This window comes from Achromobacter sp. HZ34 (assembly GCF_002209485.1).
GTDB lineage: Bacteria > Pseudomonadota > Gammaproteobacteria > Burkholderiales > Burkholderiaceae_B > Bordetella_C.
The window spans coordinates 1,191,281-1,204,753 of sequence record NZ_NJIX01000001.1; the positions used below are offsets into that span (position 1 = coordinate 1,191,281).

Annotated in this window: 15 protein-coding genes; 3 read left to right on the forward strand and 12 right to left on the reverse strand. The window is 64.8% G+C overall.

The annotated features are described in order from the left end of the window. Positions 1–52 precede the first annotated feature (52 nt). From CEY05_RS05035 to CEY05_RS05070, 8 genes are all read right to left on the reverse strand, one after another. The gene (locus tag CEY05_RS05035; RefSeq protein ID WP_088596332.1) at positions 53–862 is read right to left on the reverse strand and encodes an ABC transporter permease; all 810 of its coding nucleotides are present in this window, start codon (positions 860–862) and stop codon (positions 53–55) included. Beyond that, positions 859–1,617 (reverse strand): ABC transporter permease, encoded by a 759-nt coding sequence (locus CEY05_RS05040; RefSeq protein ID WP_088596333.1) that lies wholly within the window; start codon positions 1,615–1,617, stop codon positions 859–861. Before CEY05_RS05040 ends, CEY05_RS05035 begins: the two co-directional genes overlap by 4 nt. Then, complete coding sequence (locus CEY05_RS05045) at positions 1,614–2,474, reverse strand: ABC transporter ATP-binding protein (protein WP_088596334.1); 861 nt, start codon at positions 2,472–2,474, stop codon at positions 1,614–1,616. The genes CEY05_RS05040 and CEY05_RS05045 overlap by 4 nt, the downstream gene beginning before the upstream one ends. A gap of 19 nt (positions 2,475–2,493) precedes the next feature. After that, entirely contained in the window at positions 2,494–3,471 is a 978-nt protein-coding gene (locus CEY05_RS05050; protein WP_088596335.1) for an ABC transporter substrate-binding protein, read from the reverse strand. A gap of 164 nt (positions 3,472–3,635) precedes the next feature. Further along, the gene (locus tag CEY05_RS05055; protein ID WP_088596336.1) at positions 3,636–4,640 is read right to left on the reverse strand and encodes a bestrophin family protein; all 1,005 of its coding nucleotides are present in this window, start codon (positions 4,638–4,640) and stop codon (positions 3,636–3,638) included. A gap of 154 nt (positions 4,641–4,794) precedes the next feature. After that, a complete protein-coding gene (locus tag CEY05_RS05060) occupies positions 4,795–5,679 on the reverse strand; it encodes an SDR family NAD(P)-dependent oxidoreductase (protein WP_088596337.1) in 885 nt (294 codons plus the stop codon). 206 nt (positions 5,680–5,885) lie between these two features. Continuing rightward, positions 5,886–6,467, reverse strand: coding sequence for a TetR/AcrR family transcriptional regulator (locus CEY05_RS05065; RefSeq protein WP_088596338.1), 582 nt, complete (start codon positions 6,465–6,467; stop codon positions 5,886–5,888). 56 nt (positions 6,468–6,523) lie between these two features. After that, positions 6,524–7,438, reverse strand: coding sequence for an AraC family transcriptional regulator (locus tag CEY05_RS05070; protein WP_088596339.1), 915 nt, complete (start codon positions 7,436–7,438; stop codon positions 6,524–6,526). A gap of 97 nt (positions 7,439–7,535) precedes the next feature. Between CEY05_RS05070 and CEY05_RS05075 the strand changes: the two genes are divergently transcribed. Beyond that, a complete protein-coding gene (locus CEY05_RS05075) occupies positions 7,536–8,318 on the forward strand; it encodes an SDR family oxidoreductase (RefSeq protein WP_088596340.1) in 783 nt (260 codons plus the stop codon). A 107-nt stretch (positions 8,319–8,425) separates the two neighbouring features. On the opposite strand, the gene CEY05_RS05080 is transcribed toward CEY05_RS05075, so the two are convergent. Next, positions 8,426–9,184 carry an SDR family NAD(P)-dependent oxidoreductase gene (locus CEY05_RS05080; protein WP_088596341.1) on the reverse strand — a complete coding sequence of 253 codons (759 nt, stop codon included), beginning with the start codon at positions 9,182–9,184 and terminating at the stop codon, positions 8,426–8,428. Between the two features lie 160 nt (positions 9,185–9,344). On the opposite strand from CEY05_RS05080, the gene CEY05_RS05085 reads away from it, so the two are divergent. Continuing rightward, on the forward strand, positions 9,345–10,244 hold the full coding sequence (locus CEY05_RS05085; RefSeq protein WP_233161358.1) for an AraC family transcriptional regulator: 900 nt from the start codon (positions 9,345–9,347) through the stop codon (positions 10,242–10,244). Here CEY05_RS05085 and CEY05_RS05090 read toward each other — a convergent pair. Then, positions 10,234–11,139, reverse strand: coding sequence for an NAD(P)/FAD-dependent oxidoreductase (locus CEY05_RS05090; protein WP_088596608.1), 906 nt, complete (start codon positions 11,137–11,139; stop codon positions 10,234–10,236). The genes CEY05_RS05085 and CEY05_RS05090 overlap by 11 nt on opposite strands. A 131-nt stretch (positions 11,140–11,270) precedes the next feature. On the opposite strand from CEY05_RS05090, the gene CEY05_RS05095 reads away from it, so the two are divergent. Next, the gene (locus tag CEY05_RS05095; RefSeq protein WP_088596342.1) at positions 11,271–11,684 is read left to right on the forward strand and encodes an Rrf2 family transcriptional regulator; all 414 of its coding nucleotides are present in this window, start codon (positions 11,271–11,273) and stop codon (positions 11,682–11,684) included. 59 nt (positions 11,685–11,743) lie between these two features. Here the strand turns inward: CEY05_RS05095 and CEY05_RS05100 are convergent, their stop codons facing one another. Next, positions 11,744–12,223 carry a VOC family protein gene (locus CEY05_RS05100; RefSeq protein WP_088596343.1) on the reverse strand — a complete coding sequence of 160 codons (480 nt, stop codon included), beginning with the start codon at positions 12,221–12,223 and terminating at the stop codon, positions 11,744–11,746. A gap of 84 nt (positions 12,224–12,307) precedes the next feature. Beyond that, entirely contained in the window at positions 12,308–13,468 is a 1,161-nt protein-coding gene (locus CEY05_RS05105; RefSeq protein WP_088596344.1) for an alpha-hydroxy acid oxidase, read from the reverse strand. Positions 13,469–13,473: the final 5 nt, after the last annotated feature.

A 13,473-nucleotide genomic window follows, 5' to 3' on the forward strand; every position in this document is an offset into this window, starting at 1 on the left:
CTCCAGATATGCACTTCATGGGACGCCGCCGGACATGGCGCGGCGGCGCCCTTCAGTTCACGCCGCCCAGTTTGCGATGCCAGCGCAGCAGCAACAGGTTGGCGGCCGTGGCGAAGGCGAACAGCAGGCAAGCGAGCGCGGCGATCATGAGGGCGTCGTTGCGTGTCATCGCGCTTATGAGCAAATGGCCGATGCCGCTTTGCGATGCGAACATCTCGCCGATGAGCGTGCCCAGCAAGGTCAGCGAGAACCCGATGCGCAAGCCCGCCACCACCTCCGGCGCGGCAGCCGGCAACAGCACGTAGCGCGCATAGGCAAGCGGCGTCAGCCGGCAGGCGCGCGCGCAGCGGCCGTACACCGGACGCATGCCGCGCACCGCCCCCATCGTGAATACCGTGATGGGGACGATGCCGTGGATCACGCCAAAGGCGACCTTGGCATCCAGCCCCAGGCCGAAGATCAGCAGCACCACCGGGTAGAGCGCGATCTTGGGAATGGCATACAGCGCCATCAGCAAGGGCTCCATCACATCGCCCGCCAGGCGCCGCGCGCCCAGCACCAGCCCCATGGCCACGCCGCCCACCGCCGCGATGGCGAAGCCAAACGCGAAGGCGGTGCAGGTGGCGCGCAGATCCTTGGGAAAATCGTCGTCGCGCACGATGGCTACCAGCTTGACCAGCGTCGGCCAGGGACCGGGCAGCACGCGCGCGCCCAGCAGCATGGCGCAAACCTGCCACAGGCACAGCAGGGCCGCCAGCAGGATCAGCCCGTCGGCGCGCGACCTCGTTGCGCCACGTAAAGTGGGGGCGCGGCTGCCGCCGGTGCCAGTGCCAGTGCCGGCGTGGATGTCGGCGTCGCTCATACTGCCCCCTGCCGGTTGTGCTTGTACAGGCGCCGTTCGGTCAGGCTAAGCAGCGCGTTCAAGGTGATGACGAACGCCAGCAGCAGCACGATCAGGCCGTACATGACCGGATTGTCGAAGTTGTTGTAGGCGAAGGCGATACGAAACCCGAAACCCGCGCCGGCCAGCACGAACTCGCCGGCCACCACGGCGATGAACGCGTACACCACGGTCAGCTTGATACCCGTGAACACGAAAGGCAGGCTGGACGGCAGCGTGACCAGCCGAATCTCATCGAACAGCCCCATGCGCAGTGCCCGCGCCGTGCGCAACAGCACCTGCGGCACCCGCTCCAGGCCGTTGAGCGTGTTGACGGCCATGGCCACGACGCCGAACAGGAAGCCGATGGCCACCAGCGGCCAGCGGTTCAGGCCGAAGATGACGATCAGGATCGGGTAGATGATGAAAATAGGCACCGCGTAATACGACAGCAGCAGCGGATCCAGCACCCGGCGCAGGCGGGGAAACTTGAACAGGCACACGCCGCCCGCGAACCCGCCGATGACGGCCAGCGTGACCGCCATGGCGGTAGTGCCCAGGGTCAGCAGGATGTCGCCGGTGTAATCGCCGGAGCGCAGCAAGGTCCACGCGCCCTCGACCATTCTGGACGGCGGGATGAACGACACGGGATCGATCCAGCCCATGCGGCTGCACAGTTCCAGCGCGGCCACCGCCAGGATCACCAGCGCCAGGCGGTAGTACCCGGCCCGGCTCATGCCATGCTCCCCAGCGCCTTCAGCGCCTCGCCGCGCAACAGGCGCCAGACCTGCGCCGTCAGTTCGCCGAAGCGGGGATCCAATGCCGTGTTGCTGTCACGATCGCGCGACCAGCCGGTTTCGACGATCTCGATGAAGCGCCCGGGCCGTGCCGACATCACGCCGATACGGTCCGACAACAGCACGGCCTCGTCGATGGAATGGGTGATGAGGACGATGGTGGCTTCCGTATCGCGCCACAGCTTCAGCGTTTCCTCGCCCATCAACAGCCGCGTCTGCTGGTCCAGCGCGCCGAACGGTTCGTCCAGCAGCATCAGGCGGGGGCGTGTCACCATGGCGCGTGCGATGCACACCCGTTGGCGCATGCCCCCGGACAGTTGCTGCGGATGGGCCTGCGTGAACGCCTTCAGGCCCATGAACGACAGCGCGTGCTCCACCCGCTCGCGTATCTCATTCTCGGGCAGGCCGGCGCGGCGCGCGCCGAACGCGGCGTTGTCGTACACGGTCAGCCAGGGAAAGGTGGCGTCTTCCTGGAAGACCACGGCCACGCCCTCCGGCACCTCGTCCAGGACGGGTTCGCCTTCGAACTGCATGGTGCCGCTGGTGGGCGGATTCAGGCCGGCGATGACGTCCAGCAGCGTGGACTTGCCACAGCCCGACGGCCCTACCACGGAAAAGAACTCGCCCTTGCGGATATCCAGGCTGACCGGCCCCAGCGCATGCAGGGGCGCGGCGCCGTCCTTGCCGGGATAGGCCCGCACCACGTCGGTCAGCACGGCGTGTGCAGCGGCCAATCCCTGCGCCGGCGGCATTGGATGGATGATGGACAGCGGCGCCTGCTTGGCTTGCGGTTTCATCGCGACTCCTGCGGCGGTTTTACTTCGGGCGTTCGGCGGCGGGCAGCAATGAGTCGTCGATGACCTTATCCCAGTCGAAGGGTCCCGGATCGGCGGCCTTGATCAGCACCAGGCCCTTTGCCACTTCATCCATGCTGGCGCGGTCGAAGCCGCCGGTGCTCCAGTAGTGCGGATCGTTTTGCAGGCAGGTCTGGATGGCCGACTTGGTGACGGCCACGTCCATCTTGTAGGCCTTGGCCAGGATCTGCGCGGCCTCGTCCGGGTGCGCGATCAGATATTCCACGCCTTTACGGCGCGCATCGATGATGGCCTTGATCTTTTCGGGATGCGCTTTCAGGTAGTCGGTGCGCACGATGCCCACGGTCTGGGTTTCCTTCGGCACGATGTCGACGGAACGGAAGGCGATCTTCAGCACATCCTTGTGCGCGCTATAGGACGGCTCGGTGATGTAGGCCACGTCCACCGCTTTCTGCTGCAGCGCGATCATCATGCTGCCCGACGCGCCCACCGGCTTGCGATTGACCTGGCCCGCCAGGCCCGCCCGCTCGATGGCAACCGTGGAGACCAGATCGGTCACCGACTTGGGGCTGCTGTAGCCCATCGTCTTGCCTTTCATCTGCGCCATGCTGTCGATGGTGTTGTCGGGGTTCTGCACCCACAACTGGTCGGCCAGGCTTTGCACCCCTCCGTGCACGATGGAGATCTTCATGCCCTGCTTGATCGCGGCGATGGCGGCGGGTAGCGCCACCTCCCCATAGGGGATCTCCGAGGCCATCGCGTTGCGCACCGTGGTGCCGCCGCCCTCGGAGGTGATGAACCCGGTTACGTCGATACCGCCTTCCTTGAAATACCCCTTCTCCATGGCGACCGCGAAGGGGGCGCCGTACATGCCGTCGCCCCAGTGCGTGACGGTCAGGGTGGCGGCGGGACAGGCCAGCGGGGCCGCCAGCAAGGCGGAGGCGAGCGCGAGCCCACCGAGGCTACGGAATGCTTTCATTGTTTTGTCTCCGGCTGTGGTTTTGGTTATTGACAGCGGTGCCGCGGCGATCTTTGTCGCCCCGTGAAAATGTCGGGATAAAGTGTCCGACACTTTTATCGATGGTATGTGGGGATACCGCGATCGTCAAGCCGCGCGCCCTCAGGGTTTACATGGAGGCAGAGCTACAGCACGATGCCTTTCTCTTCGTTCAGCGCCGGCAGGTCCGCGCGTCCGTGCATCTGCTTCACGTCGCGTTCGACGACCGTACTCAGCTGGCTGATGGGAACGTCGTTGGCGCCGCCTTCGAAGGGATTCTCCGTGCTCTCGCCCACCTGCTCCAGAGACGTATAGATCCAGGAGACAATCAGGCTGAACGGCACCGCCAGCCACACCATATGGCCCTGCATGAAGCCGCCCACGCTTTGATTCAGCTGATCGAACTGGCTGGTCAGGCCAAACGGCAGCACCACGCAGAAGAAGCGCACGAACAGCCGATTGACGACGGCGTACTGGCGCGGATAGGGAAAGTTCTTGATGCGCTCGGCCTGTCCCTGCAGGTCCAGCAGTTCGCGCAGTCGGCTATTGCATTCGGCATACTCCGCCGCGGTGATCACGCCGGCGCCCAGCAATTCCCGCAACGCCGCGCCTTGGGTCGCCAGCAGTTGCACCGCCTTGCTGTCGACCAATGCCAGGGACTGGATTTCGCCGGGCGGCAGATGGCGCGCCAGCGCTGCCTCCAGCGACTCGGCCCGTTCCGGGATGACGTAGTGCTTGCGATACTCCGCGTTGGACCGGCTCTCCACGCTTTCCCACACGCGGTAGGTCCGCAGTTGATAACGCAAGGCCGTCAGCCAGGCCATATGGCGATCGACCAGCCGCGCGCCCTGCTCCGCATCGCCGACGAAGTTGCGGACGATCAGGCCCCAGAAGCGGCTGGCGCTGACGATACTCATCCACAGTCTTTGGGCTTCGACGGTGCGGGCGTACGTCTGGACGTTCTTGAAACCCACCACGAAGGTGGCCGCCGTCCCCAGCAGCGTCACCACCGACAAGGGCAAGGTCAGCCATTTGAATCCCAGCACTTGATAAAGCAATGTCGGCAGCAGGCTGACCACCAGCAGGCCATAGATATTCCTGCGAGTCCAGACCACGAACTCGTACGGGCGATACGATTTCCCCAGGTGCATGATGGCGCGCTCGTGTGTTTATCGGCACGCAATCGTAGAAGGGACACGCAGGCGGAAGAAGGCCCCGAGGCGGATGCACGGTGTTGTCGGAAAGGCAACAATCGCCTTGGGGCGTCGGTGCCTCAGGGCCCTGGGGCCTTGGGGCCTCGATACCTCAATGCTTCAGGTTTTCCAGGCCCGGCGGCAGTTGTGCGCCCGCGAAATGGGTAGACAGCGTCACGTCGCGCCATTGCGCCTGTTGCGCGGCGCGCTGGGTTTCGGCCTGCTCGCAGACGAACAGCGCATCACCGCCCAGCAGCAGGCGCAGGGGCAGGTCAGCGCGGCGCGACAGATCGACGATCAGCGCGGCAATCTTGGCGGGGTCGCTGATTTCGTTGCCGCCATAGGCCGCCAGCAACTCCAGGATCTTGCCGACGGAAGATTCATAGGCCGGCATGATCGCCGTCCCCGCGCGGCGGGCCTCGCCGGCCCATTCCGTCCGCATGCCGCCCGGCTCCAGGGTGCAGACCTGTATGCCCAAGGGCGCCACCTCCTTGGCAACCACATCGCTGAAGCCGCCCACCGCCCATTTGGCGGCCTGGTAAGCGGACATGCCGGCGGTCGCCGTGCGGCCACCCACCGAAGACACCTGGAAGATATGGCCGCTACCCTGCTCGCGCATCACCGGCACCGCGGCGCGCGTCAGATTCACCACGCCGAAGAAATTCGTGTCGATCTGGGCACGGAAGTCATCGGACGTCATCTGCTCGAAAGGCAGCGCATGGCCGTAGCCGGCGTTGTTGACCAGCACGTCCAGACGACCGAACCGCTGTACCGCCGCCTGCACGGCGCGCTGCCCCGCCGCTTCGTCGGTGACGTCCAGCGCCACGGGAAGGATGCGGTCGCCATGGCGTTGCACGAGGTCTTGCAGCTGGTCGGTGCGCCGCGCGGCGGCGACCAGACGGTCACCCGCGGCCAGCACGGCTTCGCTGATGCTGCGCCCCAGGCCGCGCGCGGCGCCGGTGACCAGCCAGGTCTTGGGATGGGTATCGTTGGACATCGTTGACTCCTGTCGTTGCGAATCGATGAGCCTGGAAAGCGGGATGGACGTGTTGCGATGAACATCCCGCCATGGCTCCGGAAAATATTTAATTGACTATGTACTCACTCATTTACGAGTCGAAAAATTCGGCACGCCCGGCCGCGTACCGTATGACACCTGAACTTCAGATCGTCAGGACTTCCTAACTTCAGCATTTCCGCTCATCAACGCGCACTGCCTTTCACGGCGCCCCAGAACGCGCGAAAACCCGCCTCGCGGTAGTACGCCGCCTTGGCGTCATCGCGCGCGATGAAATCCAGCGCGTTGTCGGCCATGGTGTTGAACACGGATCCGATGAAGGCCAAGGCATCCTCGGCGGGCACGCTACTCCCCGCCAGTTTCTCCAGCAGCAACTGGCTCAACGCACTGAAACCTTCCGCGCCCGCGGCCCGGTGGCGGGCATCGATACGGTCGCAGAAGCCCAGCTGGCGCAAGGCCCGATGGCCGTCGGGATAGCCCACGCCCCAGTCCAGATAGCCATTCCAGGCCTGCCGCACACGGTGCTCGGCCGAGCCCTTGGCGCTGAAACCCTTCATCATCGACTCGCGCACACCTGCCTTCAGATACAGGTACAGCTCGTTGAGCAGCACGTCCTTGTTCTCGAAGTATGTGAACAACGTGCCTTCGGCCACGCCCGCGTCCTTGGAAATGCGCGCCGTCGCCGCGCTCACGCCTTCGCTCGCCACCACGCGCGCGGCGGCCGCGAGTATGGCATTGCGTTTGTCTTCACTGCGGGGACGGGCCATGGCACTGCTTGCTTTAAATGAGTAGTTGCTCAATTATAAGCCGGACGCCGAGTCCGTCAAGCGCTGTCGCGAGCAGCCTGTCCATTCGCATATTGCGTGGGTGGCAGTCCGACGTAGCGCGTGAAGGCGACGCTGAACGCGCTGGCGGAGCCATACCCTACCCGCTCCGCCACCTTGGCGACACCGCCGCCCTTCTGCCGCAACATGTTCTTGGCCAATGCCATGCGCCAGGACAGGAGATATTCCATGGGCGCCACCCCAACGATGCGGCTGAAGCGATCGAAGAACGCCGAGCGGGACAACGCCGCGGCCGTCGCCAGCTGGGCGACGGTCCAGGGCTTTTCAGGACTTTCGTGCATCTGCCGTAACGCCACCGACAGCCGCGTGTCCGCGAGACCGCGCACCAGGCCCGCCGTCTCCGCCGCCGCGTTCGTCGACCGCAGCGCTTCGATCAACAGCACCTCCAGCAGCCGCGCCAGCACCAGATCACGTGCCGGCCGCTGTTCACGCGATTCTTCCCGCACCAGTTTCACCAGCGTCGACAAGCGGCGTTCGCCTCGCACCAACACGAGGTTCGGCAACAGCGACACCAGCAAGTCCGCGTCCGGTGAACCGAAACTGCAATGTCCGACCAGCATCTGCACATCGGTCGGCGCGCCTTCCTCGCCCACATGGAAACGCCCGGGCGCCAGGGCGACGGGCATCGAGTTGGGCACCCCGGGCGGTGGCGGCTCCAGGCTGGACGTGGCGAAGTCGTACAGCTCCGGTACCAGCACGAAATCATCGGCTTGCAGCAGGATAGGCGCATTGCCGTTCATCTCCAGGCGGCAAGACCCTTCCAGGATCACGCAATAGAACGGCACACCGTCCACGGACCGTCCCACCCGCCACCGCCCTGCCCCGCTGACCAGTTTGGAGTAGGCCGCATCGGGCTGGAGCAGCGTGACGATATCGGCAAGAGGGTCGGTCATGGCTGGACGATCACAAACGAACAATGGACTTTTGATTGTAGCGAGTCCGGCCGCCGACCTTTATCTTGTCGATACCGCATCCATTCCTGGAGTTCTCATGAAGACCGTCCTCATCACCGGCTGCTCGACCGGCTTCGGCCTGGAAACCGCCCGCTATTTCCTCGACCAGGGTTGGCGCGTCGTCGCCACCATGCGCACGCCCGACAAGAACGTGCTGCCGGCGTCCGATCGCCTGCGCATCGTGGCGCTGGACGTGACCGATCCCGACAGCATCCGCCGCGCCGTGGAAACGGCGGGACCGATCGACGTGCTGGTGAACAACGCCGGCATCGGCTTCCTGAACGCGCTGGAAGGCACGCCTATGGCCACCGTGCGCGACATTTTCGAGACCAATACCTTCGGTACCATGGCGATGACGCAGGCGGTGCTGCCGCAGTTCCGCGAACGCAAGGAAGGCGTGGTCGTCAACGTCACCTCCACGGTGACCTTGCGCCCGCTGCATCTGCTGTCCATCTACACGGCCAGCAAGGCGGCCGTCAACGCCTTCACCGAAGTGATCGCGCTGGAACTGGCGCCGTTCAATGTCCGGGTGCGCGTGGTGCTGCCGGGCCGTGCGCCCAGCACCGCGTTCGGCGACAACGCCCGTACGCGGATGCAACGTACGCGGATGCAAGACGGGTTCTCCGAACCGTATGCCGAGATGGTGCAGCAGATGTTCAAGTCCTTCGAAGACAATCCCGACGCACCCATCACGGAATCGATCGACGTGGCGAAGGAAATATTTCGTGCCGCCACCGACCCTGCCAGCCCCATGCGCATCCCGGCCGGCGCGGACGCCGTGGAGACCGCGAAAGGCCTGAAGGGTTACGCCCTGGGATAAGAGGTGGCGGCGGCATGCGGCGGACAAGTCTGCATGGAGGGGCGAGCACCTGGTTGACGCGCGCCCCGGCATGCTGCAGCTCCCGCATGCTGCAGCGCCGGCATGCTTCAGATATGTATGCCGCCGGCCACCTCGATGCGTTGGGCATTCACCCAGCCGAATTCATCCGACAGCAGCGCCGCGATGACCGGGCCGACATCCTCCGGCAATCCGGCACGCCCCAGGGCCGTGTGTTCGGCGATGGCCTGGTTGACCTGAGGATTGTCGCGCACGACGCCGCCGCTGAAATCGGTGGCGATCGGGCCCGGCGCAACCACATTGACCGCGATACGGCGCGGGGCCAGTTCCACGGCCATATAGCGCGTCAGCGCTTCGACGGCGGCCTTGATGGGCCCATAGCCGATGCGCCCGGGCATGGCGAAACGCGCCAGCCCCGACGACACGTTGACGATGCGGCCGCCGTCATTCATCAAGGGCAGCAGTTTTTGCGTGAGGAACAGCACCCCCTTGTAATGCACGTTGTAGAGGGCATCCATTTCCGCCTCGGTGATCGTCTCCAGGCTGGCGCTGGACGACGTGCCGGCGTTGTTGGCCAGATAGTCGAACTTCTCGGCACCCATGGCGCCAAGGGCTTGGCGGACTTGCTGGACGAAACCGTCGAAGGTGCTGGCGTCGCCCACGTCCAATTCGAGCGCAATGGCTGGCGCCCCGGCCGCGGCAGCCAGCTGGACCACCTTGTCGGCCTCGGCCCGGTTTGCGCGGAACGTGAATATCGCGCGCACGCCCCGGTGGGCCAGGCGCAGTACGGCATCGCGACCGATCCCACGGCTGCCGCCGGTAACGATCGCCACTTTGGAGGTTTGCATATCGATGACTCCCTGGAAAGGCTAAGCAGGAATGCTTATAGGAGTTCATTCTGATGGCCGGCCCACGGTCGATGAATACCGGAACGCGGCGATTTCTTGCCCATTCCTGCCGCGTGCAATACAGTGGCTTACCCCCCTGAAAGCGCCTTACCCGAAAGAGATGTCCGAGATGCTGGACGAATTGGCGAAAGCCATCTTGCGCTATACCGAAAGCCGGAGCGGTCCCAGTCCCTTCATGACGCCCATAGCGACCATGGTGATCATGCGGACCGATCATCCGAAGCCGCCTGTCCACATGATTTCCCGGCCAGCGATGTGCATCGTGGCCCAGGGCGCGAAATGGGCCAGCTTCGGCGACCAGCGGCTGGAATACAAAGCCGGCCAGGCGCTGGTGGTCGGTGTCGAAACCCCATCGGTGGGCCGGGTGGTCGAAGCCAGTCCAGGCAAACCTTGCCTGGTCCTGGCTTTCGAACTCGACCTGGCGATCATGCGCAGCGTGGCGGACGAGATGGCGACGCCGCCGAATTTCAACGACGAGCCCGCGCTGGGCGTGTTCGTGACGGATTTCGAGGGGCCGCTGTCCGATTGCGCCCTGCGCCTGGTGCGACTGCTCGATACACCGAAAGCAATACCCACGCTGTATCCCGTCATCATGCGAGAGATCTGCTATTGGCTGCTGTCCGGTCCCCATGGCAACGAGGTGGCGCGCATGACCCTGGGCCAGGGGCCCTCGCAGCGCCTGCTGAATGCGGTGCACATGCTGCGCGACGGCTTCCGCGAGACCATACGTATCGCGGAGCTTGCCGCCACCGCGCAAATGAGCGTGACGGTTTTTCACCGCCGCTTCAAGGCGCTGACGTCCTTGACGCCGCTGCAGTACCAGAAGCGCTTGCGCCTGCTCGACGCGCGCCGCTTGATGATCTCCCAGGGCATGAACGCGGAAACCGCATCCGTGGCCGTCGGCTATGAAAGCCCGTCCCATTTCAGCCGTGAATACGCGCGCATGTTCGGCGCGCCGCCGAAACGCGACGCGACCAGCATGGCGGCCATCAGTCCTTGAATATCAAGGACCGGTGCGCCGCGACACCGGCCTTCACACCGGACGCCGACGCGAAGGTGGCATTGGTCATGAGCACAGCCATGTCGCCCGCGGCGAATACCCCGGGCACGGAGGTCTGGCCCCAGCCATCCACCCGTACCACCGGTCCCATGGGCCCGTCGTCGTAGGCGCAGCCCAGCTGGTCCGGCAGGTCGCTGGCCATATGCGTCCGCGTGCCGACGAACAAGGCGTCGATGGCGACGACGCGGCCATCGTCCAGGCGCAAGCCCGTGATGGCGGGTGCCTCGCCCAGCACCTCGACGACCGGCGCGGGCTCGATACGCACGCCGCGCGCTTGCAGAGCCGCGGTTTCTTCCGCGGTGGGCTCCACGATGCCTTGGGTGAACCAGGTCGTCGGGCCCCAATCCGGGATCAACATGGCTTGATGAATGGATAGCGGGCTGGTCGCCAAGACGCCCAGCGCACGGCCGGCGACTTCGAAACCGTGGCAGTAGGGACAATGCATCACGGTAAGGCCCCACCGTTCCTGCAACCCAGCCAACGCCGGCAGTTCGTCGCGAATTCCCGTTGCCAGGATCACGCGGGCACCGGCGTGACGGCTGCCGTCGTCCAGCGTGACGACGAAATGGCCGTCCAGCGATTGCGCGCTGTCCACCTTGCCGGCGATCACACTTGCGCCGGGATAGGCAGTCAGTTGAGCTTGCGCTTCGGCAACGATCTGGGCGGGCGCCTTGCCATCCTGGCCGAAGAATCCGTGCGAGCGCTCGGCGTAGCGGTTGCGCGGCTTGCGTCCATCCACCACCAGCACGCGGCGCCGCGCCCGGGCCAGCTGCATGGCCGCGGACAACCCCGCGAAACTGCCGCCGACGACGATCACGTCATAGTCCACTTTCATATGCATCCTCTCTGAATCACCAGTGATGCGGCGGACATGGTCGAACGCATCACGAAACTTTTGAAGTTACATGATATCCATGTGCTACATTTCATGCAACTCAATAAGTTTCATGAATTGGAAAGATTGCCTTGAGAACCGATAGCCGCCTGTCGCGGGTGCTGCATGCCCTGCTCCATATGGCGCATGCCGAAGGGCCGCTGACGTCGGACGATATCGCGTCGATGTTGCGAACCAATCCCGTCGTCGTGCGCCGCCTGCTGGGCGGACTGCGCGAACAAGGTTATGTGCAATCGGAAAAAGGACATGGCGGCGGTTGGGCGCTCACGGCAGACCTGGCCAGCATTACCCTGCTGGACGTTTATCGCGCCGTCGGCGAGCCGCCCCTGTTTTCGGAACTGGTGTCCGAGGATCACCCTGAATGCCTGGTCGAGCGATCCGTCAACGCGCACCTGTCCGCGACCTTGCACGAGGCCGAACAGGCCATACTGGAAAAGTTCGGTGCGGTAACCCTGGCGATGCTGGCCGAGGACTTCGACAAGTAGGCGGGTTGCGGCGCTACTCCGCCTGGTCGTGGATGAAGGCCGGGCCTCCGTGGTCCGGCTCAGCCACGCCTCGCGGCCTCGATCGCGGCGACATCGATTTTCTTCATCTGCATCATCGCCGTGAAGGCCCGCTGCGCCGCTGCACGATCGGAATCGGTCACCGCCTCCATCAGGACACGGGGCGTGATTTGCCATGACAAGCCCCATTTGTCCTTGCACCAGCCGCAATCGCTTTCCTGGCCGCCGTTGCCGACGATGGCATTCCAATAGCGGTCGGTCTCGGCCTGATCCTCGGTGGAAACCTGGAAGGAAAACGCTTCCGTATGCTTGAACGCCGGCCCCCCGTTCAGGCCGACACAAGGAATGCCCAGCACCGTGAACTGCACCATCAGGACGCTGCCCTGCTCGCCCGAGGGATAATCGCCCGGCGCGCGATGTATCGCGTCCACCTTGCTGTCGGGGAACGTCCGGGCATAGAACGTAGCCGCCTCCAGCGCCGTACCGTCGAACCACAGGCAAATCGTGTTCTTGCTGATCATCGTGGGTCTCCTCCTGGCTTTCCGCGCGGATATCCGCATGGATCTCCTCGTGAGCTTCCTCTTTAACATCCATGGGACCGTCGATCAAGCCGGCCTCAGATGCCCCACGCCAAGATCACCCACCCGGCCCACGCCCAGCATCACCATATTCCTGTCGAGCTCCGCGGCCAGCAGGTCTACCGCGCGCTCCACGCCTGCCCTGCCCCCTGTCGCGGCCGCATAGGCGAAGGGGCGGCCGACGAAGACGAACGCGGCGCCCAGGGCCAGGGCCTTCAGGACGTCCGTGCCACGGCGAATGCCGCCGTCCAGCATGATCGGCATTCCAGGACAGCCGCGCACGATCTCGGGCAGCACGTCCAGGGGCGCGACGGCATCGTCGAGCTGACGGCCACCGTGATTGGACACGATGACGCCATCCGCCCCCACGTCGCGCGCCAGGATCGCATCACGCACATCGAGCACGCCCTTGACCACCAGTTTGTGCGGCCACAGCTCGCGTATCCGGGCCAGATGATCCCAGCCCAGATTGCCGCGGTCGGCAAAGCTGCGCTCCACATTGCGCGCGATGATGGCCACACCCCGTTCCGCGTAGTTGTTCTCGAAATGCGGCATCCCATGCCGCAGCAGCGTGCGCAGGAAGGTCCGCACCGTCCACGCGGGATGCATCACCCCCTGCCACGCCAGGCCCAGCGACGGGACCAGGGGGCTGGTGAAACCGCTGCGAACGTAGGCTTCCCGGTTGGGATAAGCAGGCGTATCCACGGTGATCACCAAGGTCCGGAAGCCGGCTTTCAGCACGCGCGCGATCAACGCTTCCATCTTCGCGCGATCGCCCGGCACATAGGCCTGGAACCAGGCCTGGGGATTGACGCGGACGACCTCCTCCATGGGTATCAACGACGATGAACTCATCACCATGGGAATGCCGCGGCGCGCCGCCACCTCGGCCAACACGCAATCCCCGCGATAAGCGTACAGCGCGCTGAGCCCGACGGGCGCCATGCCGAAGGGCTGCGCGTAAGGGACGCCGAAAAGGTCCACTGCCGCACTGCGCGCCGTCGCATCCACCAGCACGCGCGTCACCAGGCGATGCTTGCGAAAGGCCGCGCGATTGCCGTCGTAGGCATGGCGATCTTCCGCGGCAGCATGGACGTACCCGAAAATCGGGCGAGGCAGACGACGGCGCGCTTGTTCCTCGAAATCATGCAGGTTCAGACAAGCCGCGAGTCGTCGGTCCAGGTCCATGACGG

Coding starts and splice junctions, on each gene's coding strand:
- CEY05_RS05050 (WP_088596335.1), bottom strand. CDS start 3,471: ATGAAAGCATTCCGTAGCCTCGGTGGGCTCGCGCTCGCCTCCGCCTTG.
- CEY05_RS05085 (WP_233161358.1), top strand. CDS start 9,345: ATGTCCGAGATGCTGGACGAATTGGCGAAAGCCATCTTGCGCTATACC.
- CEY05_RS05100 (WP_088596343.1), bottom strand. CDS start 12,223: ATGATCAGCAAGAACACGATTTGCCTGTGGTTCGACGGTACGGCGCTG.
- CEY05_RS05035 (WP_088596332.1), bottom strand. CDS start 862: ATGAGCGACGCCGACATCCACGCCGGCACTGGCACTGGCACCGGCGGC.
- CEY05_RS05060 (WP_088596337.1), bottom strand. CDS start 5,679: ATGTCCAACGATACCCATCCCAAGACCTGGCTGGTCACCGGCGCCGCG.
- CEY05_RS05105 (WP_088596344.1), bottom strand. CDS start 13,468: ATGGACCTGGACCGACGACTCGCGGCTTGTCTGAACCTGCATGATTTC.
- CEY05_RS05065 (WP_088596338.1), bottom strand. CDS start 6,467: ATGGCCCGTCCCCGCAGTGAAGACAAACGCAATGCCATACTCGCGGCC.
- CEY05_RS05090 (WP_088596608.1), bottom strand. CDS start 11,139: ATGAAAGTGGACTATGACGTGATCGTCGTCGGCGGCAGTTTCGCGGGG.
- CEY05_RS05055 (WP_088596336.1), bottom strand. CDS start 4,640: ATGCACCTGGGGAAATCGTATCGCCCGTACGAGTTCGTGGTCTGGACT.
- CEY05_RS05075 (WP_088596340.1), top strand. CDS start 7,536: ATGAAGACCGTCCTCATCACCGGCTGCTCGACCGGCTTCGGCCTGGAA.
- CEY05_RS05045 (WP_088596334.1), bottom strand. CDS start 2,474: ATGAAACCGCAAGCCAAGCAGGCGCCGCTGTCCATCATCCATCCAATG.
- CEY05_RS05070 (WP_088596339.1), bottom strand. CDS start 7,438: ATGACCGACCCTCTTGCCGATATCGTCACGCTGCTCCAGCCCGATGCG.
- CEY05_RS05040 (WP_088596333.1), bottom strand. CDS start 1,617: ATGAGCCGGGCCGGGTACTACCGCCTGGCGCTGGTGATCCTGGCGGTG.
- CEY05_RS05080 (WP_088596341.1), bottom strand. CDS start 9,184: ATGCAAACCTCCAAAGTGGCGATCGTTACCGGCGGCAGCCGTGGGATC.